General features: G+C 73.0%; 19 protein-coding genes. 5 read left to right on the top strand and 14 right to left on the bottom strand.

Features of this window, described 5'->3' with window-relative positions:
- Positions 1–3: 3 nt before the first annotated feature.
- Together FMEAI12_RS20435 and pgl are read left to right on the top strand one after the other, a co-directional pair.
- On the top strand, positions 4–1,026 hold the full coding sequence (locus FMEAI12_RS20435) for a glucose-6-phosphate dehydrogenase assembly protein OpcA (protein WP_071065512.1): 1,023 nt from the start codon (positions 4–6) through the stop codon (positions 1,024–1,026).
- Positions 1,023–1,814, top strand: coding sequence for a 6-phosphogluconolactonase (pgl, locus tag FMEAI12_RS20430; protein ID WP_235014237.1), 792 nt, complete (start codon positions 1,023–1,025; stop codon positions 1,812–1,814). Before FMEAI12_RS20435 ends, pgl begins: the two co-directional genes overlap by 4 nt.
- A 108-nt stretch (positions 1,815–1,922) precedes the next feature.
- Here the strand turns inward: pgl and FMEAI12_RS20425 are convergent, their stop codons facing one another.
- The 12 genes from FMEAI12_RS20425 to uvrC all read right to left on the bottom strand — a co-directional run bounded on the left by FMEAI12_RS20425 (position 1,923) and on the right by uvrC (position 15,415).
- Positions 1,923–2,312, bottom strand: a complete 390-nt coding sequence (locus FMEAI12_RS20425) for a PLDc N-terminal domain-containing protein (RefSeq protein WP_071065641.1) — start codon at positions 2,310–2,312, stop codon at positions 1,923–1,925.
- 207 nt (positions 2,313–2,519) lie between these two features.
- Positions 2,520–4,085 (bottom strand): serine/threonine-protein kinase, encoded by a 1,566-nt coding sequence (locus FMEAI12_RS20420; RefSeq protein WP_112107433.1) that lies wholly within the window; start codon positions 4,083–4,085, stop codon positions 2,520–2,522.
- 29 nt (positions 4,086–4,114) lie between these two features.
- On the bottom strand, positions 4,115–4,456 hold the full coding sequence (locus FMEAI12_RS20415; RefSeq protein ID WP_020459671.1) for an RNA polymerase-binding protein RbpA: 342 nt from the start codon (positions 4,454–4,456) through the stop codon (positions 4,115–4,117).
- A 264-nt stretch (positions 4,457–4,720) separates the two neighbouring features.
- Positions 4,721–6,523 (bottom strand): ABC transporter substrate-binding protein, encoded by a 1,803-nt coding sequence (locus FMEAI12_RS20410; RefSeq protein WP_112107431.1) that lies wholly within the window; start codon positions 6,521–6,523, stop codon positions 4,721–4,723.
- Complete coding sequence (gene secG, locus FMEAI12_RS20405; RefSeq protein ID WP_018503306.1) at positions 6,520–6,750, bottom strand: preprotein translocase subunit SecG; 231 nt, start codon at positions 6,748–6,750, stop codon at positions 6,520–6,522. Before secG ends, FMEAI12_RS20410 begins: the two co-directional genes overlap by 4 nt.
- A 259-nt stretch (positions 6,751–7,009) precedes the next feature.
- Positions 7,010–7,822: a triose-phosphate isomerase gene (gene tpiA / locus FMEAI12_RS20400; RefSeq protein ID WP_112107428.1), complete on the bottom strand. Its 813-nt coding sequence runs from the start codon at positions 7,820–7,822 to the stop codon at positions 7,010–7,012.
- 51 nt (positions 7,823–7,873) lie between these two features.
- The gene (pgk, locus tag FMEAI12_RS20395) at positions 7,874–9,076 is read right to left on the bottom strand and encodes a phosphoglycerate kinase (RefSeq protein ID WP_071065516.1); all 1,203 of its coding nucleotides are present in this window, start codon (positions 9,074–9,076) and stop codon (positions 7,874–7,876) included.
- 54 nt (positions 9,077–9,130) lie between these two features.
- Positions 9,131–10,138, bottom strand: a complete 1,008-nt coding sequence (gene gap, locus FMEAI12_RS20390; RefSeq protein ID WP_020459667.1) for a type I glyceraldehyde-3-phosphate dehydrogenase — start codon at positions 10,136–10,138, stop codon at positions 9,131–9,133.
- 237 nt (positions 10,139–10,375) lie between these two features.
- Positions 10,376–11,380: a DNA-binding protein WhiA gene (whiA, locus tag FMEAI12_RS20385; protein ID WP_198145480.1), complete on the bottom strand. Its 1,005-nt coding sequence runs from the start codon at positions 11,378–11,380 to the stop codon at positions 10,376–10,378.
- On the bottom strand, positions 11,368–12,474 hold the full coding sequence (gene yvcK, locus FMEAI12_RS20380; protein WP_112107426.1) for a uridine diphosphate-N-acetylglucosamine-binding protein YvcK: 1,107 nt from the start codon (positions 12,472–12,474) through the stop codon (positions 11,368–11,370). Before yvcK ends, whiA begins: the two co-directional genes overlap by 13 nt.
- Positions 12,471–13,340, bottom strand: coding sequence for an RNase adapter RapZ (gene rapZ / locus FMEAI12_RS20375; protein ID WP_112107424.1), 870 nt, complete (start codon positions 13,338–13,340; stop codon positions 12,471–12,473). Before rapZ ends, yvcK begins: the two co-directional genes overlap by 4 nt.
- Complete coding sequence (uvrC, locus tag FMEAI12_RS20370) at positions 13,337–15,415, bottom strand: excinuclease ABC subunit UvrC (protein WP_112107421.1); 2,079 nt, start codon at positions 15,413–15,415, stop codon at positions 13,337–13,339. The genes rapZ and uvrC overlap by 4 nt, the downstream gene beginning before the upstream one ends.
- Positions 15,416–15,819: 404 nt before the next feature.
- Here uvrC and FMEAI12_RS20365 point away from each other — a divergent pair, with 404 nt between their 5' ends.
- A complete protein-coding gene (locus tag FMEAI12_RS20365; protein WP_020459662.1) occupies positions 15,820–16,239 on the top strand; it encodes an SsgA family sporulation/cell division regulator in 420 nt (139 codons plus the stop codon).
- Positions 16,240–16,274: 35 nt separating this feature from the next.
- Here FMEAI12_RS20365 and uvrA read toward each other — a convergent pair whose 3' ends face one another.
- Positions 16,275–19,172 carry an excinuclease ABC subunit UvrA gene (gene uvrA / locus FMEAI12_RS20360; RefSeq protein WP_112107419.1) on the bottom strand — a complete coding sequence of 966 codons (2,898 nt, stop codon included), beginning with the start codon at positions 19,170–19,172 and terminating at the stop codon, positions 16,275–16,277.
- 467 nt (positions 19,173–19,639) lie between these two features.
- Between uvrA and FMEAI12_RS20350 the strand changes: the two genes are divergently transcribed.
- The gene (locus FMEAI12_RS20350; protein WP_071065520.1) at positions 19,640–20,308 is read left to right on the top strand and encodes an MBL fold metallo-hydrolase; all 669 of its coding nucleotides are present in this window, start codon (positions 19,640–19,642) and stop codon (positions 20,306–20,308) included.
- 64 nt (positions 20,309–20,372) lie between these two features.
- Here the strand turns inward: FMEAI12_RS20350 and FMEAI12_RS20345 are convergent, their stop codons facing one another.
- The gene (locus tag FMEAI12_RS20345; protein ID WP_112107415.1) at positions 20,373–21,422 is read right to left on the bottom strand and encodes a glycosyltransferase family 2 protein; all 1,050 of its coding nucleotides are present in this window, start codon (positions 21,420–21,422) and stop codon (positions 20,373–20,375) included.
- Positions 21,423–21,763: 341 nt separating this feature from the next.
- Between FMEAI12_RS20345 and FMEAI12_RS20340 the strand changes: the two genes are divergently transcribed.
- The gene (locus tag FMEAI12_RS20340) at positions 21,764–22,288 is read left to right on the top strand and encodes a YafY family protein (RefSeq protein ID WP_112107413.1); all 525 of its coding nucleotides are present in this window, start codon (positions 21,764–21,766) and stop codon (positions 22,286–22,288) included.
- The last annotated feature ends 34 nt before the right edge of the window (positions 22,289–22,322 follow it).

Raw genomic sequence — 22,322 nt, 5'->3', positions numbered from 1 at the left:
GTCATGACCACCCTGTGGGACACCACCGGATCGGCGGTGGTCAAGGCGCTGTCCGCCGAGCGGCGGGCCGCCGGCGCGCTCGCGTTCGGCCTGGCGCTGACGCTCGTGGTGGTCGTGGACGAGCAGCACGTCAGCCAGGCGGAGAGCGCCGCCACCGCGGCCGCCGCCGCCCACCCGTGCCGGCTGCTGATCGTCGTGCGCCGGCAGATCGACTCGCCGCACCCTCGGCTGGACGCCGAGGTGTCGATCGGCGGCCGGCTGGGGCCCGGCGAGGCCGTCGTGATGCGGATGTCGGGCCGGCTCGCGCTGCACGCCGAGTCGGTCGTGCTCCCGCTGCTCGCGCCGGACGCCCCCGTGGTCACCTGGTGGTACGACGCTCCCCCGGAGAAGATCGCCTACGACCCGCTCGGCGTGTTCGCCGACCGCCGGGTCACCGGGACCTACGCGGCCCACGACCCGCTGGCCGCGTTGCTGCAGCGGGCCGAGGACTTCGTCCCCGGTGACACCGACCTGGCCTGGACCCGCATCTCGGGGTGGCGCACCCTGCTGGCGGCCGCGTTCGACCAGGTCTCCGAGCCGGTGGGGCCGGCGACGGTCGTCAGCGAGCCGGGCAACCCCAGCGCCCGCCTGTTCGCCGGCTGGCTGCAGGCGAAGCTGCGGGTCCCGGTAACGATCACCGACGCGCCGGGTAAGAAGGGCATCCAGAGCGTCCGCCTGGCGGTGGGCGACGGCGAGCTCTCACTGGCCCGCACGGACAGCCGTTCGGCCGGTATCACCCGCACGGGTTACCCCACCAGGGTGCTGCCGCTGCCCGAACGAGGGCTGGGTGACCTGCTCGCGGAGGAACTGCGCCGCCTCGACGACGACAGCGTGTACGCCGAGGCGCTCTCGGCCTGGAGCGGCGTCCCGGATCTGAACAGCCGACCGCTGCACCGCGAGCACATCTGGCGCGATCCGGCGCTGGAGCGCTCCGAGGCGGCACTCGCGGCGATCCCACCCACGCCGATCCCGCCCGCGGCGTCGTGACGCCGCCCGTGCCCGCGGGCGGCGGGCCCGCTCCGGAACCGCCCACGGTGGTCGTCCACGCGGACGCCGGCGTGCTCGCGCGGGCGGCGGCGGCGCGGCTCATCACCGCGCTGGTGGACGCCCAGGCGGCGCGCGGCGAGACCTCGATCGTGCTCACCGGCGGCGGCATCGGCGTGGCGCTGCTGCGCGCGGTGCGGGCCAGCCCCGCGGTGGACGCGGTCGACTGGGCCCGGGTGGACGTCTGGTGGGGCGACGAGCGCTTCGTGCCGGCGGACTCCCCCGACCGCAACGACCAGCAGGCCCGGGAGGCGCTGCTCGCGCACGTTCCGGTGGACCCGACGCGGGTCTTCCCCATGGGCCACCTCGCGGGAGCGGGCGGCGGCGGTGTCGCCGAGCCGGAGACGGCCGCCGCGGCGTACGCGGAGACGCTCGCGGCGCGGGCGGTGGCCGGTTCCGCCGTTCCGGCGTTCGACGTCCTGCTGCTCGGGCTCGGGCCGGAGACGCACGTCGCGTCGATCTTCCCCGACTCGCCGGCGGCCGTGGCCACCGGGACGGTGACCGCCGTCCGGGACTGCCCGAAACCGCCGCCCACCCGGGTGACACTGACGTTCCCCGCGCTGCGGGCCGCCCGTGAGGTCTGGGTGGTCGTCGCCGGGGAGGAGAAGGCCGAGGCGGTGGCGAACGCGCTGACGCCCGGCGCGGATCCGGTGGCCTTCCCGGCCTCCGGCGCGGTGGGCCGGGAGCGCACGCTCTGGCTGGTGGACCGCGCCGCCGCGTCCCGGCTCTGAGCGAACTCTGAGCGAAACTCCCGCGGAGGTCGCGGACAGGCGCGACCCCCGCGGGAGGCAGGGGCGACCGGGGAAGCCGGCCGTGCCCGGTTCAGGCCGGGATCTCGTTCAGGCCAGGATCTTCGTCTTCTCCCGTTCGAACTCGTTGGTGCTGATGACGCCGTGGTCGCGGAGGTCCGCAAGCCGGCTGAGCTCGTCGGCGGCGCTCGGCCGGCCGGCGGCCGCGCGGACCTCGGTGCGCCACATGTCGGCCTGGGATGCCACCTGCCGGGCCTGGCGGTCGTGCATGGAGCTGCCCCTGACGATCAGGTAGGCCAGCAAACCGATCAGCGGCAGGACAATGATCAGCACCGTCCAGCCGGCCTTGCCCCACCCGGAGAGATCATGGCTGCGGAAGACGTCCGTGATCACCGTGAACATCAGGAACAGCCACATCGTGAAACAGAAGAACCACAGCATGTAAAGGAAGACACTGAGCAACGGGAAGTCGGGGTCCACCATTCCTCCTCTCACCGTCGCGGCCCACCGGACCGCGGCACCGCGGCCGCGGATCGGGCGACGCGGCGGCCGCCGGCCGGAGCTCACGGGCACTCCGCCGGCGTGACCGACCTGCCGGCGAGACCCGACTCATACCCACTCGGTGCGCCGCGGCGCACCGCCACGCTCACCCAGCGGGGGTGAACCGGCCGGCACCGGCCCCGCCGGTCAGCGCCGGGTGAGAACGCCGGTACCCGTTGAGTTGATATTCGTCGCGGGGAAGGTGTAGGCCAGCCGGCCGTCGGGGCGCAACGCCAGCACGAGCCGTTCGGCGCCACGACACAGCGCGCCCGAGCGGAACAGCCGTTCCTGGACGGTGACGCGGTCAGCGCCGGCCTCCAGGAGGCGCAGCCGCGCGGCGCAGCCGTCCGTCGGATAGTCGCTGTCACCGACGATCTCGCCGATGCCGCCGCGCCTGAGCACGATCTCGACGCCGAACTCGATCGGCCCCTGGGTCACCGATCCGACCCACGTGCCGGCCATGCCGGCGGGCAGCAGGTCGGCGGCGGGCGGCGGGCCGGCTGTGGACGGTGGGCCGGCTGTGGACGGTGGGCGCTCGTCCCGCGCGGCCCAGAGCAGCCCGGCGGCGACCAGGACAAGCACGAGCCCCACACCGGCGGCGAGCGCGACCAGTGGACGGCGCCGGCGCGGGCCGTCCGGGAGAGGCACCGGCCACGGCGCAGGCACTGGCCGCACTGGTGGCACTGGTGGCACTGGCCGCGGGGCGGACCCGGCCATTGGCGGGGCGGCCGTCTGCCGCCGCGCTGGCCGGGCGGCGGGCGGCTCGGTCGGTGGGCGCGTGGTCGATGGTCGCGCGGCAGCATTGTCCGGCTCGCCGGGGACCAGCCGCAGTACGCGGGTGAGCAGGACCTCCGCGCCCTCCGCGCTCAGCCTCGCCTGTGGGTTCTTGACCAGCAGGCCGCCGATCGCCGGCCACAGCGCGTCGGTGTCCGTCAGCGCGGGTGGATCGACGTGCAGGACCGCGCCGAGGGTGAGCGGCACCGTCTCGCGGGCGAACGGCGGGATGCCGCCGGCGGCGAAGTAGAGGGTGGCGCCGAGGGAGAACAGGTCGGCCGCGAGCGAGGCCGGGCCCCGGGTGATCCGTTCCGGCGCGAGGTAGGCGGGGGTTCCCGCACTGCCGCTCGCGCCTGCGTCGGTCGTGTCCGCGACGTTGGTGGCGATGCCGAAGTCGGTGAGCAGCACCCGCCCGTCGTCGGCGAGCAGGATGTTCGACGGCTTCACGTCACGGTGCAGGAGGCCGACCCGCTGGCCGGCGGTCAGCGCGTCCAGGACGGCGAGCCCGATCTCGGCCACCCGGCGCGGCGGCAGCGGTCCGCCGCGGCGGACCGCTGTGTCCAGCGACGTGGCGGCGACCAGCTCCATGACGATCCACGGCAGGCCGCCGTCCTGGATGACGTCGGTCACCGAGACCACGTGCGGGTTCGCCCGCAGCTGGGCGGCGTTGCGGGCCTCGCGCACGGCCGCGGCCAGCCGTTGCGGGTCGGCGCCGTCCGGGCCCGGAGCACCCGCGCGGCCGCCGATCCAGATGGCCTTCACGGCCACCTCGGCCCGCAGCAGCACGTCGAGGGCGCGCCACACCGTGCCCATCGAGCCGGCGCCGACGCATTCGATCAGCCGGTAGCGGCCGGCGACGACCCGGCCGGCGACGATCGATCCGGTGGAGCCGATCATCTCTGCCGGGCCCGGGCCGGACGAACCGCCGTCACGCGGCATCGCCGGCCCGGTGCCCTGCGGTGCGCCGGTCAGTTGGCCGGCGCGCCCCGCAGCTTCGCCAGCGCCTCGGCCAGGATCGCCTCGCCGTCCTTCTCGTTGCGACGCTCCCGCACGTAGGCGAGGTGTGTCTTGTACGGCTCCGTCTTCGGCGGGGCGGGCGTGTTCTCACGGTCCCGCCCGGCCGGGAAGCCGCAGCTCGGACAGTCCCACGTGTCCGGGATGGAGGCGTCGGCCGCGAAGGCCGGTTTCGTCTCGTGCTCGTTGGCGCACCAGAAGGAAATCCGCTGCCGAGGGGCGGTCTCGCCCCGCTCGGCCTCCCCCATCGGCCCTGCCCCGACCCGGCTCCCCCGGATGGCGTTGCCACCTGCCACGGCCCGCGTGCTCCTTCGTCTCGTCCCATGGGTGGTAGCTCGGCGGTCGGCCCCCCGCGGCCGGACCACCCACGTCCGAACCGCCACCGTAGACGTCCTCAGCACCCCCCGGCACTTGTCGAGCACGTCTGTTCCGGAGTGTAGGCCGGGAGGTCCACCACGGGTTGCACCGACCACCCTCACCGGGGCTTCCTAATACGTGAGGGGGCCCCTAGGGGCCCCCTCACGGGTGTGCGACTGGTCCCGCCGCCGGTCCGGAGACCCTCAGGGACCGAGCGAAACCGCTGTGGGATCGGCGGTTCCCAGCGACGGCACGATCGTGAACGCCTGTACCGCCGAGCTACGCAGCCGCGACGTGTGGGTGACCGCGAGGGGCACGACCGCGGCGTCGTTCAGCACCGTTCGCTCCAGCCCGGCCCAGTCCGTGGCGGCGTCGTCCTCGGAGGAGGCCGTCACGGCGGACTCGTAGCGGGCGAGGAGGTCCGGACGGCGGTAGCCGCCGTCGGCCGGCCGGGCGCCCACCCAGGCCTCGTCCAGCAGCGGCTCGTAGACGGTACGACCGGCGTCGCCGAACCAGTCCGGGGTGATCGTGGTCAGGGCGAGGTCCCAGAACTGCCCGCCCGGGCTCGACGCGGCCGCAGTGTACTGCGCGCCGGTGCGGATGCGCAGGTCGAGGCGGATTCCGGCGCGGGCGAACACGGCGCGCAGCGCCTCGGCCACCGCCGTGTCGGTGGCGCTGTCCGTGGTCAGCAGGGACAGCGCCGTCACCTTCCCGCCCGGGTTGTTCGCGAGGCCGTCGGCGCAGCGCCGTGAGTCCCCGGAGCCGTCCCCGGCCGGGAAGGGGTTGTACGTCTCGTAGCCGGTCATCGGCGACTGCAGGAGCTGGGCCGTCGCCGTGGCGAGCGTGGGGCCGCCCAGCGCGGCGGCCACCGCCGTTCGGTCGATGCAGTAGGCCAGCGCCTCCCGGGCCTGCTGGTCGCGCAGGGCCGCCGCGGACGGCCCGTTGAGCCCGACGACGAGGGCGACGACCGGGCCGGTCGGAGCGACCACGAGCTTCCTGTCGGCACTCTCGACCAGTCGGGCCAGGTCGTCGGCGGGGATGTCGCCGCTCAGGGCCATGTCCGCGTCACCGGCCTCGATGCGCGCCGTGATGGTCGCCGGGTCGAGCCCGTCGGTGACGGTGATGTGGTCGGGCAGCGCCCGCCGGATGCCGTCCGAGGAGCCGCTCCAGGCCGGGTTGCGGGACAGCCGGTAGCCACCGCCGGGCTCCGACACGAACCGGTACGGCCCGTCGGAGATCAGGTTGTCGAGGTACTGCTGGGAGTCCGGCGGGTAGGCCAGGGCCTCCAGCGGCACCGGCGAGCTGGCCGGCAGGGCCAGGATGTCCACGAAGTCGTTGACCGGCTTGATCAGGTGGAACGCGAGGGTGTCGTCGCCGATGACCTCGATCCCGGGGACGGTGCCGCTCTCGATCAGCGCGGGGGCGTCGGCCACCGGCGCCGCGGCGAGCTCGGCGCAGTACTCGGCGAAGCCGACGACCGTCGCCGCGTAGTACCCGCGCAGTGGGGAGGGCGACGGCGGCGCGCACATCCGCTTGAGGCCGCGGGCGACGTCCGTCGCGGTGATCCGGCGCTGGTTCGGGGTGTTCCACCGGGCCGCCGAGCGCAGCCGCACGGTGTAGACGGTGCCGCCCATGGTCACCACGGGGGCACCGGCCGCGAGGTCGGGGCGCGGGATCGTCGACCTGGCGGTGTCGGCGTCGGCGGGGTAGCTGTAGAGCTGGCGGGTCACCAGCCGGGCGAACGCCCGCTCCCCCGGCTCGTCGGCCCACCCGGGGTCGCCGGTCGGCATCCGCCCGGTCAGCAGGCGCAGCGTGCCGCCGGGCTTCTCGAGCGGGGAGGCAGTCGTCGGCGGCGTGGTCGGGCTCGCCGCCATCGGGCCCGGCGTCGGGTCCGACTCGCCGCTGCATCCCGCGACAGTGAGCAGGGCGACCGTGGTCAGGAGGGCGGTGAGCAGGGCGGCGATCCCTCGGGCATGACCGAGCCGCCGCCCCGGAGAGGCGTTCAATTCTTCAGGAGCAGACCGAGACCGATAATGCAGGTGATCCACAAGAGGGCCACCGCGACGGTGAGGCGGTCGAGATTCTTCTCGACCACGGACGATCCCCCCAGTGACGAGGAGACACCGCCCCCGAACAGTGTCGACAGACCGCCGCCCTTGGCCCGGTGCAACAGCACCAACAGCACCAACAGCACACTCGCGACAATCAGGGCGATCGACAGACCGACCGTCATCTAGACCAGCTCCCGCTCCTCGGGGACGTGGCAGGCGACCCGGTGGCCGGGTCGAGCCTCCCAGCGGAGCCTCGCCACCGTCCTACGCACCTCCTCCGCCTTTCCAGCAACGTGTGGTGGGCCCGTACCGTCGCACCCGATCGGGCTACTCGACGATCGTGCAAACGTACATGACACCGCCCGGTCACCGATGTGGCACACCCCGGGACGGCTCGTGCGCGGCCGGCCGCGGGCGCGTACCGGTGGCGGACAGCCCCCGCTACGCCGCCGGACCGCTGCGGATGATGCCGACGAACTCCTCGGCGACCAGGCTCGCACCGCCGACCAGACCGCCGTCCACGTCGGGCATGGTGAACAGCTCGGCCGCGTTGGCGGCCTTCACCGAGCCGCCGTAGAGGACCCGGATGCCGGCCGCGATCGGCTCGCCGTACAGCTTTGTGAGCTGGCCGCGCACGGCGGCGCACATGTCCTGCGCGTCCTGGGCGGAGGCGGTGCGCCCGGTACCGATCGCCCAGACCGGCTCGTAGGCGACGACGAGTGTGGCCGCCTGCTCCGCGCTCACACCGGCCAGCGAGCCCTCGAGCTGTGCCAGGACGTGCTCGACATGCGTTCCGGCGGCGCGGATGTCCTCGTGCTCGCCGACGCACAGGATCGGCGTGATGTTGTGCTTGTAGGCCGCCAGGACCTTCGAGGCGACCAGCGCGTCGTCCTCGTGGTGGTACGTGCGCCGCTCGGAGTGCCCGACGACGACGTACGAGCAGCCAAGCCTGGACAGCATCGGCCCGCTGATGTCGCCGGTGTAGGCGCCCGAGCCGTGCGGGGAGAGATCCTGGCCGCCGTAGCCGACGGCGAGCTTGTCGCCGTCGATCAGCGTCTGGACGCTGCGCAGGTCGGTGAACGGCGGCAGAAAGACCACCTCGACCCGCTCGAGCTCGGCGGGCTTGAGGTCGAAGGCGACCTTCTGCACCAGCGCGATGGCCTCGAGGTGGTTGAGGTTCATCTTCCAGTTGCCGGCGACCAGCGTCCGCCGGCCGGTTCCGGCCGACCCGCGGGCGGGTGCCCCCTTCGCCACGTCCCTGCTTCCCTTCCTCGGTGAAAGTGTGGAGATCAGACTCGGTGGTGCTCAGACGTCGAGCGCGGCGAGGCCCGGGAGCGTCTTGCCCTCCAGGTACTCCAGGCTCGCGCCGCCGCCGGTGGAGATGTGGCTGAAGTCGTCCTCCGGGATGCCGAGGGTGCGCACCGCGGCGGCCGAGTCGCCGCCACCGACGACCGAGAAGCCGCCGCCGGCCGCGACCGCCTCGGCGACCCCGCGGGTACCCTCCGCGAACGGCGCGAACTCGAACACGCCCATCGGGCCGTTCCAGAAGATCGTCGCCGCACCGGCGACCACGCGCGCGAACGCGGCGGTGGATGCCGGCCCGATGTCGAGGCCGAGCCAGCCGTCCGGGATCGCGTCGGCGGCGACGACGGCGGTCTCCGCGTCGGCGGCGAACCGGTCGGCGACCACCACGTCGGTGGGCAGCACGAGCCGGTCACCGGCCTCGGCCAGCAGGTCCTTGCAGGTGTCGATCATCTCGCTCTCCAGGAGCGAGGCGCCGACCGGGTGCCCGAGGGCCGCCAGGAAGGTGAAGCACATGCCGCCGCCGACGAGGAGCGTGTCCACCTTCGGCAGCAGGGCCCGGATGACGCCGAGCTTGTCCGACACCTTCGACCCGCCGAGCACGACGGCGTACGGCCGGGCCGGCGCCGCGGTCAGCGCCCGCAGCACCTCGAGCTCGGTCAGCACCAGCCGGCCGGCGGCGTGCGGGAGGCGCTTGGGCACCTCCGACACGCTCGCGTGGGCCCGGTGCACCGCGCCGAACGCGTCGCCGACGTAGAACTCGGCGAGCGCCGAGAGCTCGTCGGCGAAGGTCGCGCGGGCGACGGTGTCCTTGCTGGTCTCGCCCGGGTGGAAGCGCAGGTTCTCCAGCAGGGCCACCTGGCCCTCGGCGAGCTGCCCGACCACCTCCCGGGCCCGGTCACCGGCGATGTCGCCGCCGCCGTCCCCGGCGAACGCCACCGGGACGCCGAGCAGCTCGGCGAGCCGCTCGGCGACCGGGGCGAGGGAGTACTTCTCCTCCGGGGCCCCCTTGGGACGTCCCAGATGCGAGCAGACGATCACCTTCGCGTTCCGGTCCAGAAGAGCCTGGATGGTCGGCACGCTCGCGCGCACCCGGCCGTCGTCGGTGATGCGCGGCGCGCCCTTGGAATGGTCCAGGGGCACGTTGAGATCACTGCGGACAAGTACGCGGTGACCGGTGACCTGCAGGTCGTCGATCGTCCTCACGCTGGGCTGCTCCGGGGTGGGCGAAGGTGCGATGGACGGGCCGGTTCGCCGATGTCAGATCCGGGCGGCGACGAGCCCGGTCAGGTCGACGAGCCGGTTGGAGTAACCCCACTCGTTGTCGTACCAGCCGACGACCTTCACCTGGCTGCCGCTGGACATCGTGAGCAGCGAGTCGAAGGTGCACGACGCCGGGGTACCCACGATGTCGGAGGACACGATCGGGTCCTCCGTGTAGACGAGATAGCCCTTCAGCGGGCCTTCCGCCGCCGCCTTGTACGCGGCGTTGATCTCGTCCTTCGACGCGGGACGGGCCAGGTTCACGACAAGGTCGGTGACCGAGCCGTCAAGGACCGGAACACGCATCGCGATGCCGTCGAGCTTGCCCTTGAGGTGCGGGAGCACGAGAGCGGTCGCCTTCGCGGCACCGGTGGTGGTGGGAATGATGTTCTGCGCCGCCGCCCGCGCCCGACGCAGGTCGGAATGTGGGAAGTCAAGGATGACCTGGTCATTGGTGTAAGCGTGGATCGTGGTCATCAGACCACGCTCGATACCGAACGCCTCGTCGAGAACCTTCGCCAATGGCGCGACACAGTTCGTCGTGCAGGAAGCGTTCGAGAGGATATGGTGCTTCGCCGGGTCGTAGACGTCGTCGTTCACGCCCATGACGACCGTGAGGTCCTCACCCTTGGCCGGCGCCGAGATGATGACCTTCTTCGCCCCGGCGGTCAGGTGCTTGCCGGCCGTCTCGGCCGTGGTGAAGCGGCCGGTCGACTCGATCACCACGTCGACGCCCAGGTCAGCCCAGGGCAGGGCGGCCGGGTCACGCTCCGCGAGCACCTTGATCGTGCTGTCGCCGACGCGGATGCCGTCCTCGCCGACGGAGACCGACTCGGGCAGCGTGCCCAGAGTCGTGTCGTACTTCAGCAGGTGCGCGAGCGTCTTGTTGTCCGTCAGGTCGTTGACGGCGACGATCTCCAGATCACTACGCCGGCTGGCTGCAAGCGCCCGCCAGAAGTTACGACCGATTCGCCCGAAGCCGTTGACACCCACCCGCGTAGCCACGTCCAGGACTCCCCTATGCTCGTGTGCCGTCGTGTGCCAGGAGCCTAGCGAGTCGGGACATCATCGGCGGGAATCCGAACCGATCCATGTCGGTCTCCTCACACCGAGCGACCCGGCACACTCGGCATTTGGTTGAATGCCGCGCCGTTTCGACAATCACCCTATCCCATGGGCTTCCACGGCCACGCCGCGTACCGGGTCTCTCGCTGTGCCCCGTCCGTGGTAGCGATTGCGTGCTCAGGCGTTCTCGAACAGCTCCGGCGACACACTCGCCTCGGTGTTGGGGATGCCCAGCGCGTTGGCCCGTTTGTCCGCCAGCGCGAGGAGCCGGCGGATCCGCCCGGCGACGGCGTCCTTGGTGAGCGGCGGGTCCGCGAGCGCGCCGAGCTCCTCCAGCGACGCCTGCGCGTGCTCCAGGCGCAGGCGCCCGGCCGCGAGCAGGTGGTCGGGGGCGTCGTCCCCGAGGATGCGCATCGCCGCCTGCACCCGCGCGCCGGCGGCCACCGCGGCGCGCGCCGAGCGGCGCAGGTTCGCGTCGTCGAAGTTCGCCAGCCGGTTCGCCGTGGCCCGGACCTCGCGGCGCATCCGCCGCTCCTCCCAGGCCATCAGGCTGTCATGCGCACCGATCTTGGTCAGCAGCGCGCCGATGGCGTCCCCGTCCCGGACGACCACGCGGTCGACGCCGCGGACGTCCCGGCTCTTGGCCTGCACGCCCATCCGCCGGGCGGCGCCGACAAGCGCCAGCGCCGCCTCCGGGCCGGGCGAGGTGACCTCCATCGAGCAGGACCGGCCGGGCTCGGTCAGCGAGCCGTGCGCGAGGAACGCACCCCGCCAGGCCGCCGCCGCGTCGCACGCCGAACCGGTCACCACCTGCGGCGGCAGGCCGCGTACCGGCCGGCCGCGCTGGTCGAGCAGGCCCGTCGACCGGGCGAGCTGTTCCCCGTCCCGCTCGACGCGGACGATGTAGCGCACCGACCGCCGCAGGCCGCCGGCCGCGAGCACGGCCACCGACGACGGGAAGCCGAAGACCTCGGCGATCTCACGCCGCAGCCGGCGCGCGGTGGCGCCGGTGTCGAGCTCGGCCTCCACCACGATGCGGCCGCCGACGATGTGCAGGCCGCCGGCGAACCGCAGCATCGCCGCCATCTCGGCCCGCCGGCAACAGGGCTTGGCCACTCGCAGCCTGCTCAGTTCGTCCTTGACGGTGGCCGTCATCGCCGCCACACCGATCACTCCTTGCATTCGCCGGAGGGGATCCGGTGGCCGGAGCCACCGGTGGATGAGCACCCGACACCCGAGGGGTCGGCACAGGCCGCTCCCGGCTGCCGGCCAGGCCAGGCCCGCTGGCCGTCCATCGGACGGGCCGCCGACGGCACCGCCACGGCGCCGTCCTGCGCGAAGACGGCGCGGAACGCGGCCGCGAGACGTTCGGGGTCGTGCAGCGCGGGTTCACCGGGAACCCGCACGGGTGCGAGGTGGAGCCGGGCGCCCAGGTCCGCGGCCGCGCGGGCCAGCGGGTCCGGGTCGCAGACCGCAGCCGGGTCCGCGATCACCACGTCGAGGCGCAGCCCCGGGACGTGCGTGGCCAGGGCGTGCAGGTGGGCCTCGGGGGTGTAGCCGGCCGTCTCGCCCGGCTGCGCCACGAGGTTGAGCACCATCACCCGGTGGGCGTCGGCGCCCGTGATCGCCGCGCGCATGTCGGGCACGAGCAGGTGCGGCAGCACGCTCGTGTAGAGCGAGCCCGGACCGAGGACGATCCAGTCCGCGGCGGCGGCGGCCGCGAGGGCGGCACCGCAGGCCGCCGGCTCCGCCGGGGCCAGGCGTACCCCGGCCACCCGGCCGGGGGTCGTCGCGACGGCCGCCTGGCCGCGGACCTCCGCGGACTCCCCGGCCCGGTTCGGGTCGAGGCCGGTCACGTCCGCGACGATGTCGATGCCGGCGCATGACAGTGGCAGCACCCGGCCGTCGACGCCGAGCAGCGACGCCGCCAGGTCGAGCGCGGCCACCGGGGAGCCCGCGCGCTCCGCCAGCGCCGTCAGCACGAGGTTGCCGACCGCGTGGCCGGCGAGCGCCCCGCCGCCGCCGAACCGGTGCTGGAAGAGGTCAGCCCACGTCTGGGACCACTCGTCGGCGCCGGCCAGCGCGGCGAGGGCCATCCGCAGGTCGCCCATGGGCAGGGCGCCGAGCTCGGCGCGCAGCCGGCCCGACGAACCACCATCGTCACCCACGGTAACCACCGCGGTCAGGTGGCGGGTGATCCGGCGCAGCGCGGCCAGCGACGCGGCCAGGCCGTGTCCGCCGCCGAACGCGACGATCGCGGGAGCGTCGGCGGTCACTCGCGGCCCAGATCCCGGTGCACGACCCGGACGCCGACGCCGTCGGCGGCGAGCCGGGCCCCGAGCTGCTCGGCGACGGCGACGCTGCGGTGCTTGCCCCCGGTACAGCCCACCGCCAGGGTCAGGTACCGCTTGCCCTCCCGCACGTACCCCTCGCCGACCAGCCTGAGCAACGCCGTGTACTGGTCGACGAACTCCGTCGCGCCGGGCTGCGCCAGCACGTAGTCGCGGACCTGCGAGTCCCGCCCGGTGTGGGGGCGCAACGCCTCGACCCAGTGCGGGTTGGGCAGGAACCTGCAGTCGGCGACGAGGTCGGCATCCAGCGGCAGGCCGTACTTGTAGCCGAACGAGATCACGGTGGCGTTGAGCCGGTTGGCGCGCGGCTGGCCGAAGGCGGCGTCGATCTTGGCCCTCAACTCGTGCACGTTGAGATCGGTCGTGTCGAGGACGAGGTCGGCCTCGCCGCGCAACTCCGCGAGCAGCGTCCGCTCCCGGTTGATGCCGTCCACGACCCGCTCGTCGCCCTGCAGCGGGTGCGGACGGCGGACATGGTCGAAGCGGCGCACCAGCGCGTCGTCGGACGCTTCCAGGAAGAGCATCCGCGGGTGCATGCCGCGCGAGTCCAGTGCCTCCACCGCCGCACGCAGGTCGGAGAAGAACGCCCGCCCGCGCACGTCGACGACGACGGCGATCCGGCTCACCGCCCCGCCGGAACGGTGCCCCAGCTCGGCCATCGTCGACAGCAGCGCCGGGGGCAGGTTGTCGACGACAAACCAGCCGAGGTCCTCGAGGCACTTGGCCGCCGTGCTGCGGCCGGCACCGGACAGCCCCGTGATGATCGCAAGGTCGAGCGTCGCCGCTGTCACCGGGTCACCCCCGCCGAGCCGATGATCTCACCGGTCAGCGGGTCGACGGCGGGCGCCGGCGCCGCGTCCGTGCCCGGGGCCGACCGCGCCAGAGCGGCGACGATCGCCTCCGCCGTGCGCGGGCCGATGCCCGGCACCTGCGCGATCTCCTCGGCGCCCGCGGCCCGCACCTTCGCCACCGAGCCGAAGTGCCGCAGCAGCGCCTTGCGTCGAGTCTCCCCGAGCCCCGGGACGTCGTCGAGCGCCGAGGCGACCATCGACGTCGACCGCTTCTGCCGGTGGTAGGTGATCGCGAACCGGTGCGCCTCGTCCCGCACGCGCTGGAGCAGGTAGAGGGCCTCGCTCGTCCGCGGGAGGATCACCGGCTCGTCCTGGTCGGGCAGCCAGACCTCCTCCAGGCGCTTGGCCAGCCCGCACAGTGCCACCCCGCCGGGCCCGGACTCGATGCCGAGCTCGTCGAGCGCGCGCGCGGCGGCGGCGACCTGCGGCGGCCCGCCGTCGACGACGACGAGGTTGGGCGGGTAGGCGAACCGCCGGGGCCGGCCGGTCTCGGGAGCCTCGTCGTCGCCGGTGGGGGCGCCCGGGTACTCCTCGAGCTCGCCGGTGCGGGCCCGCTCCGCCAGATAGCGGGAGAAGCGCCGGTGGACGGTCTCGTGCATGCTCGCCACGTCGTCCTGGCCGTCGACCCCGCGGATGGAGAACCGGCGGTACTCCGACTTGCGGGGCAGACCGTCCTCGAAGACCACCATGCTGGCCACGACGTCGGTGCCCTGGGTGTTCGACACGTCGAAGCACTCGATCCGCAGCGGGGCGTCCGGGAGCTCCAGCGCCTCCTGGAGGTCGGCCAGCGCGCGGCTGCGCGCGGTGAGGTCGCCGGCGCGCTTCGTCCGGTGCAGGGTGAACGCCTGCTTGGCGTTGCGTTCGACGGTCTCCATCAGGGTGCGTTTGTCCCCCCGGCGGGGGACGCGCAGGTCGACGCGGGCCCCACGAGCCCGTTCGAGGAGCTCGGCGACGGCCTCGGCGTCCGGCGGCAGCTCGGGCACGAGGATCTCGCGGGGGATCTGCGCGGCCGGCGCCGGGTCGGTGGTATTGGCGGTGCCGGCGGTATCAGCGGTATCAGCGGTGCCGGCCGGGCGCACGCCGTCGAGGTACTCCTGGGTCAGGAACTGCTCGACGAGGTCGGCGGTGGTGACGTCCTCGAGCTTGTCGACGACCCAGCCCCGCTGGCCGCGGACCCGACCGCCGCGCACGTAGAAGATCTGGACCGCGGCCTCCAGCTCGTCCTGGGCGAAGGCGATCACGTCGGCGTCGGTGCCGTCGGGCAGGACGACGGCCTGCTTCTCGACCGCGCGGCGCAGCGCCCCGATGTCGTCACGCAGCCGCGCGGCGCGCTCGTACTCCTGCGCCTCGGCCGCGGCCCGCATCTCGCGCTCGAGCCGGCGCAGGTAGCGGCCGGTCTGCCCGGACATGAAGTCGCAGAAGTCGTCGACGATCTGGCGGTGGGCATCGGCGTCGACCCGCCCGACGCAGGGGGCCGAGCAGCGGTCGATGTACCCGAGCAGGCAGGGACGGCCCACCTGGCCAGCCCGCTTGAAGACCCCGGAGCTGCAGGTGCGCGCGGGGAAGACCCGCAGTAGCAGGTCCAGGGTCTCCCTGATGGCCCACGCGTGCGCGTAGGGGCCGAAGTAGCGCACGCCGCGCCGCTTGGGCCCACGCATCACCTGGAGCCGCGGGAACTCCTCGTACAGCGTCACCGCGAGACTCGGATAGCTCTTGTCATCGCGGTAGCGGACGTTGAAGCGCGGATCGAACTCCTTGATCCAGGTGTACTCGAGCTGGAGCGCCTCGACCTCGGTGGACACCACGGTCCACTCCACGGAACCGGCCGTGGTGACCATGTGCTGGGTCCGGGGGTGCAGCGTGTGGATGTCGGCGAAGTAGTTGGCCAGCCGGGCGCGCAGACTCTTGGCCTTGCCCACGTAAATGACCCGGCCATGTTCGTCGCGGAAGCGATACACGCCCGGGGTCTCGGGGATCGAGCCCGGCGGGGGCCGGTAGGACGCCGGATCAGCCATGAGCCGAGCCTACGGCGACCGCCATCCGGCCTGAGCAGTGCCTGCACGTAGCTATTTCATCACGCTGAGCTTCCATGCTGTCGAGGGCCCCCGTCGCTCACCGATTCCGGCCGTGCGCCGGCACCGCTCCCGAGGAGCGCCGGGCGGCCGGCGGCGCCCGCATGGAAGGCCCGCCGACCGGCCCGGACGGGCGAGCCGGCACCCACCGACGGGCCGCTACCAGGGCCCGGACGGCGCCGTGTGGCCAACCTGTCGCCGGGCCGATCTCCCGTCCGCCTTCGGTCAGCGCCCGGTCGCCGTATGCTGAAGCGCGTCCACTCGGGTGGCGTCACGAGCGAACTGCTGCGACGGTGTAAACCGGCGAGGCAGTTAAACCGGGTAGATCGGGCCGAGGGAGCCGACGCGTGCAGGTGGAGGACGTCACGACGGAGTTCGTCGTTGACGACGCCCCCAGCCGCGGCAGGATCACCGTTCTGCAGATCACCTGGCGCAGCTGTGACCCGCTGGCGGTCGCGCTGGTACTCGTCTCCCGGCCGGATCATCCCGCGCTCCCGCAGGGCCACTGGGTGGCTCCCCGGGACGCGCTGCGGGCCGGCCTGGACGGCCCGGCACCCGTCGGCGACGGGGACGTCCGCATCACGCCCGAGCCGACCCGGGACGGCATCCGCCTCGAGCTGGCCGACGGCGAGCGCCGGTCGGTGGTCGTCCTGGACGCCGCGCCCGTCCGCCGCTTCCTCGAACGCACCGAGCGGGTCGTGCCCGCCGGCGAGGAGCACCCCGAGGTCGCTCTGGACGCCGTCCTCGACGACCTCCTCCAGACCTGACTCCTCCAGACCTGAGCGGGCACGGCCGCGCGCCGTCACAGCGCGGCCGCGCCGGCGAGCTTCGGCCGTGACTTCGGACGGGCGTCGACCCGGTCGCCGAGGATCTCCCGCAGGAAGGCGCCGGTGTGGCTCTCGGGCACCGCGGCGACCGTCTCGGGAGCTCCCTCGGCGATCACCCGGCCGCCGCCCGTCCCGCCCTCCGGGCCCATGTCGATGATCCAGTCGGCGGTCTTGACGACGTCGAGGTTGTGCTCGATGACGATCACCGTGTTGCCGGCGTCAACGAGCCGGCCGAGCACGCCGAGCAGTTTCCGGATGTCCTCGAAGTGCAGGCCGGTGGTGGGCTCGTCCAGCACGTAGACGGTCCGCCCGGTGGAGCGTCGCTGCAGCTCCGAGGCGAGCTTCACCCGCTGCGCCTCACCGCCGGAGAGGGTGGGCGCCGACTGGCCCAGCCGGACGTAGCCGAGGCCGACGTCGTTGAGCGTGCGCAGGTGCCGGGCGATCGCCGGGACCGCCGCGAAGAACTCGGCGGCCTCCTCGATCGGCATGTCGAGCACCTCGGCGATGTTGCGGCCCTTGAAGTGCACCTCCAGCGTCTCCCGGTTGTACCGGGCGCCCGCGCAGACCTCGCACGGGACGTAGACGTCCGGCAGGAAGTTCATCTCGATCTTGATGGTGCCGTCGCCGGAGCAGGCCTCGCACCGGCCGCCCTTGACGTTGAACGAGAACCGGCCCGGCAGGTACCCGCGGACCTTCGCCTCGGTCGTCTCCGCGAACAGCCGGCGGATGTGGTCGAACACGCCCGTGTACGTCGCCGGGTTGGACCGCGGGGTCCGGCCAATCGGTGACTGGTCGACCCGTACCGCCTTGTCGAGGTGCTCGAGGCCGGACACCGTGCGGTGCCGGCCCGGCACCTCGCGCGCGCCGTTGAGATGGTTCGCGAGCACGCTGGCGAGGATGTCGTTGACCAGCGTCGACTTGCCCGAGCCGGAGACGCCGGTGACCGCTACCAGGCAGCCGAGCGGGAACGACACCGTCACGTCCCGGAGGTTGTGCTCCCGGGCGCCGTGCACGGTCAGCGAGCGCGACTTCGTCGGCGCGCGGCGGATGTCGGGCACCGGGATCTGCCGCCGACCGGAGAGGTAGGCGCCGGTCATCGACTCCTCGCTGCTCAGCAGCTCCTCGACCGGGCCGGAGACGACCACCCGGCCGCCGTGCTCACCGGCCCCGGGGCCGATGTCCACCACCCAGTCGGCGGCACGGATCGTGTCCTCGTCGTGTTCCACGACGATCAGCGTGTTGCCGAGATCGCGCAGCCGGACGAGGGTCTGGATGAGGCGGCGGTTGTCCCGCTGGTGGAGGCCGATCGACGGCTCGTCGAGCACGTAGAGCACGCCGACCAGCCCCGAGCCGATCTGGGTGGCGAGGCGGATCCGCTGGGCCTCCCCACCGGCGAGCGTGCCGGCGGAACGGTTCAGGGACAGGTAGTCGAGGCCGACGTCCAGCAGGAAGGCGAGCCGCGCGTCGATCTCCTTGAGGACCCGCCCGGCGATGGCCTGCTCCCGCTCGCTGAGCTCGACGCCGCGCAGGAATGCCGCGCATTCCCCGATCGACATCCCGGAGACCTCGGCGATGGAGCGGCCGCCGAGCGTGACGGCCAGCGACTCCGGTTTGAGCCGGGCGCCCCGGCATGCCGGGCAGGGCACGTCGCGCATGTAGCCCTCGTAGCGCTCGCGGCTGCTGTCGGACTCGGCGTCCGAGTGGCGGCGACGCAGGAAGGCCATCACGCCCTCGAAGGACGTGTAGTAGGAGCGCTTGCGACCGTAGCGGTTCGTGTAGCCGACGTGGATCTCGGTCTCGCCGCTGCCGTGCAGGATCGCCTTGCGGGCGCGCTCCGGCAGCCCCTCCCACGGGGTGTCCATCCGGAAGCTGAGGTCCTCGCTGAGCGCCGTCAGCAGCCGCTCGAAGTACTCCTTGTTGTGCCCGCCGGCCCACGGTTGGATCGCGCCCTCGGCGAGCGAGAGCGTCGGGTCGGGCACGACGAGGTCGGGGTCGACCTCCTTGCGGGTTCCCAGACCCGAACACTCCTGGCAGGCCCCGAACGGCGAGTTGAACGAGAACGACCTCGGCTCCATCTCCTCGAAGGAGAGGTCGTCGTACATGCAGGCCAGGTGCTCGGAGTACATCCGCTCGCGGTCGGGGTCGGCCGGATCCCGGTCGACGAAGTCGAGCAGCACCAGGCCGCTGCCGAGCTTGAGCGCCGTCTCGATCGAGTCGGTGAGGCGGCGCTTGGCCGACTCCTTCGCCGCGAGCCGGTCGACCACGACCTCGATCGTGTGCTTGCGCTGCTTCTCGAGCTTGGGGCGCTCGGTGAGCGCCACGACGGTGCCGTCCACCCGGACCCGGGCGAAGCCGGAGCTCTGCAGCTCGGCGAAGAGGTCGGCGTACTCGCCCTTGCGGCCACGGACGACCGGCGCCAGGACCTGGAAGCGGGTGCCCTCGGGGAGCTCCAGGAGCCGGTCGACGATCTGCTGCGGGGTCTGCCGGGCGATCGGGCGGCCGCACTTCGGGCAGTGCGGGTGGCCGACCCGCGCGTACAGCAGCCGCAGGTAGTCGTAGACCTCGGTGATCGTGCCCACCGTCGAGCGCGGGTTGCGCGAGGTCGACTTCTGGTCGATCGAGACCGCGGGTGACAGGCCCTCGATGAAGTCGACGTCCGGCTTGTCCATCTGGCCGAGGAACTGGCGGGCGTAGGCCGAAAGTGACTCGACGTACCGGCGCTGCCCCTCGGCGAAGATCGTGTCGAAGGCGAGGCTCGACTTGCCCGAGCCCGACAGCCCCGTGAAGACCACCAGGCCGTCCCTGGGCAGGTCGAGATCGACGTCACGAAGGTTGTGCTCACGTGCTCCGCGGACGACAAGACGGTCAGCCATCGTCAGGTCCCTCGTGGTCTTCGGTCGGGTGGGGGTGACAGTCGGATACAGGTGACAGTCAGGTTTGGGTGACATCAGGTGTGGGGGACAACTGTCGCGGCCTGCGGCAGGCATGCTACGGACGGGTTTGCGGCCCGTTACGCGGCCCCGCGGGCAGGCGCCGCGCCCTGGGCCCGGCTCCGCAGCGGCACCGGATCAAACGCGCGTTCGAACACGACCGACGCTACACGCCCGGGCCGACGTGCCCGCACACGCCCGGGCCGACGTGCCCGCACCGGCGGTGCCCGGCTCCGCGCAGGGGAACCCCGCGGGCCACATCCTTGTTCCGTCGAGGACACACGGCGGTCACGCCGATCAGAATGGATGCGCTCCGCGGATCATTCCACGCCGCCCGGCCGCCACCACGGCGGTCCGGCCACGGACGGATCCGCGCGGACCAGTCCACGGAGAGATCGAGGAGAACCGTGATGAACATCGGCGCCGGATACACGGGCGAGGTCACCGTCGGCGGGCCGGCGGACACCCGCGAGCTCCCGGACCTCACGATCACCAAGGTGGCGGTCGGCCCGTTCGACAACAACTGCTATCTCCTGCGCTGCGCCGCCACCGGCGAGCAGCTGCTCGTCGACGCGGCGAACGAGACCGACACGCTGCTACGCCTCGTCGGCGACAGCGGGTTGGCCACCGTGGTGACGACCCACCGGCACGCCGACCACGTCCAGGCGCTCGAGGAGGTCGTCGCCGCGACCGGGGCCCGCACCGTGGCGCACCCGCTCGACGCGCCCGCCATCCCGGTCCCGACGATGGACCCGGTCGTCGACGGCGACGAGGTGCACGTCGGCGAGGTCACGCTGCGGGTCGTGCACCTCGTCGGGCACACGCCCGGCTCCGTGGCCCTGCTCTACGACCAGGACGGCGACGCCCCGCACCTGTTCACCGGCGACTGTCTGTTCCCCGGCGGCCCAGGGAACACCTTCGGGGACGCCGCCGCCTTCGCCACCCTGATGGACGGCCTCGAGGCCAAGGTGTTCGGTCCGCTGCCCGACCGGACATGGATCTACCCGGGCCACGGAAAGGACACAACACTCGGCGCCGAGCGCCCGCACCTGGCCGAGTGGCGCTCCCGCGGCTGGTGAGACGGCGATCGGCCGCACCCGGCCCGGCGGTCAGCCGTATCTGACAGTCGGCTGTATCTGACAGTCAGCGGTACCCGGCGGTCACCTGTGGCGACCGGTCCGCGCGGGACGTGCGGGACGCCCGGGGCGCCGGCACCTGCCCGGGCGCGGCGGTGTCCATCCGGCCCAGGTCACGGCGGGTGGCGACCGGAACGGCCCGCCAGCGGGACTGGGTGGCGGGCTCCCAGCGAGGCTGGACCAGCCCCGTCGCGACGCCGGACAGGATCCTCGACGCGCGCAGCGCGTCGTGGGTCCGGCCGGTCGCGAGCTTGCGCAGCGCCAGCGCCGCCAGCTGCGCCACGTGGACGGCGAGCCAGCCCCGCCCGAGCGTGTCGCCGTGGCGCCGCGCGTAGATGGCGGCCGAACGGCCGAGTTCGGCGTACATCAGGCCGGCGCGGCCGACGGTCCCGCCGCCGACGTGGGTGACATGGCAGCAGTCGTCGATCCACGCGATGCGGCCACCGGACGCGTGCAGCCGGGCGAAAAGGTCCGTTTCCTCATAGTACATCCAGTAGGACGGGTCGAAACCGCCCATCCGGAGGAACTCCTGGGTACGGATCGCGAAGAACGCCCCGACGGGATAGCAGAGCTCGGGCCAGCGTTCCACCGCGGCGGCCTCACCGCGCACCGCCGTGTACGCATTCGTACGGATACTCGGAAGCACCGCCGTGCTCCGGCCGGAGAGGCCGGTCTCGGCCTGCACCGGGAAACCCACCACGTCCGCGTCGGCGGGTATCGAACCGAGGATATCGGGAAGCAGGTCCCTGGTCCGCTCAGGCATGGTCACGTCGCTGTTCACGACGAGCAGCCACTCGGGCGGGGACGCGGGCCGCGGCTCCTGCGCCGGGCCGGGCCGCAGCGCACGGAGCACGGCGATGTTCACAGCCGTGCCATATCCGACATTCCCGTGCCCCTCGTACAGCTCAACGCCCGCGGGCAGGTCTTCGTGCACTGTGCCGGGCCGGTTCTCGACCAGCGCGACCCGGCAGCCGGTAACCCCGGCCAGGGTCGCCAGAAGACAGTGGAGCTGGGGTGATCCACCATAGGAGACAACAACGGCCAGAAGGTTATGCATAGTCCGCCTTGAAGGAGAAACAGAGGGATTCGGGAAGCTCGGACGATCCCGGCAGCCTCAAAACACTAACGCGAGCGCCACACTGTCGCCCACATGACAATCGGCGCGTCGCCGAGTCATCAATTCGTATTAATAATAGGTAGCTCTCGTCGGCCGGTACGCCGCCGCCGGACCATGCCCGAGCGGGGGCGGCCGGCGCTCCACCTGAAGCGTGTTGCGCCAGCAGCGCAGGGGCTGGCTCGGCCAACTCGCTTCGACGGTCCGCGGACCCGGTCGGGCCGACCTCGCCCCGGCGGGTGATCGGCGGGCAACGGAGACATCGCCGTGGCACCGTGTTTGCCATGGTCCGCGCCCTGCTGCCGCCGGTGGCCCTCACCGAGACGCAGGCCGCGGCAGTGATGGCGGCGCTGGCCGCGCTCCAGGACGGGCCGTTCGCCGCTGACGCCGCCGACGCGCTGGGCGCCGTCCTCGACGCGCTGGGCGTGACCGGCACGGCCGCCCGCGAGGAGCTCACCGAAAAGGCACGGCGGATCGGCACGGACCCGGTCCGCGCCCCGCGGGGGCCGGTGGCCACCGTTGTCGAGGCGGCTCTGCTCGACGGAGTCGTCATCACGATCGACTACGTCGACGCCGCCGGCGCGGTCAGCGAGGGACGTCCGGTGGAGCCCCGGCTGATCGGTTTCACCGGGGGCCACTGGTACCTGTTCGCGTGGTGCCTGCGCCGGGGCGGCCCACGCTGCTTCCGGTGGGACCGGATCACGCGCGCGGAGGCGACGCGGACCCCGGTCCAGGAACGCGACACGATCGCGGCCTTCGGGATCCCGTCCACCGGGACCCACCCCGCTCCCGCCCGTCGACCCGCCTGAACCGGGTCCGCCTCGCCGGCGGCGGCTAGCGTCC

Origin of the sequence: Parafrankia sp. Ea1.12 (assembly GCF_900465275.1) — a bacterium.
GTDB lineage: Bacteria > Actinomycetota > Actinomycetes > Frankiales > Frankiaceae > Parafrankia > Parafrankia soli.
Note: the sequence above shows the minus strand (reverse complement) of the source record. Positions and strands in the feature narration are given on the sequence as shown.

Excerpts from the sequence above, each read along its gene's own strand:
- FMEAI12_RS20340 (WP_112107413.1), top strand. The coding sequence starts at position 21,764 with ATGGTCCGCGCCCTGCTGCCGCCGGTGGCCCTCACCGAGACGCAGGCC.
- FMEAI12_RS20435 (WP_071065512.1), top strand. The coding sequence starts at position 4 with ATGACCACCCTGTGGGACACCACCGGATCGGCGGTGGTCAAGGCGCTG.
- uvrC (WP_112107421.1), bottom strand. The coding sequence starts at position 15,415 with ATGGCTGATCCGGCGTCCTACCGGCCCCCGCCGGGCTCGATCCCCGAG.
- FMEAI12_RS20345 (WP_112107415.1), bottom strand. The coding sequence starts at position 21,422 with ATGCATAACCTTCTGGCCGTTGTTGTCTCCTATGGTGGATCACCCCAG.
- FMEAI12_RS20420 (WP_112107433.1), bottom strand. The coding sequence starts at position 4,085 with ATGCCGCGTGACGGCGGTTCGTCCGGCCCGGGCCCGGCAGAGATGATC.
- whiA (WP_198145480.1), bottom strand. The coding sequence starts at position 11,380 with ATGCAAGGAGTGATCGGTGTGGCGGCGATGACGGCCACCGTCAAGGAC.
- FMEAI12_RS20350 (WP_071065520.1), top strand. The coding sequence starts at position 19,640 with ATGAACATCGGCGCCGGATACACGGGCGAGGTCACCGTCGGCGGGCCG.
- secG (WP_018503306.1), bottom strand. The coding sequence starts at position 6,750 with ATGACGGTCGGTCTGTCGATCGCCCTGATTGTCGCGAGTGTGCTGTTG.
- uvrA (WP_112107419.1), bottom strand. The coding sequence starts at position 19,172 with ATGGCTGACCGTCTTGTCGTCCGCGGAGCACGTGAGCACAACCTTCGT.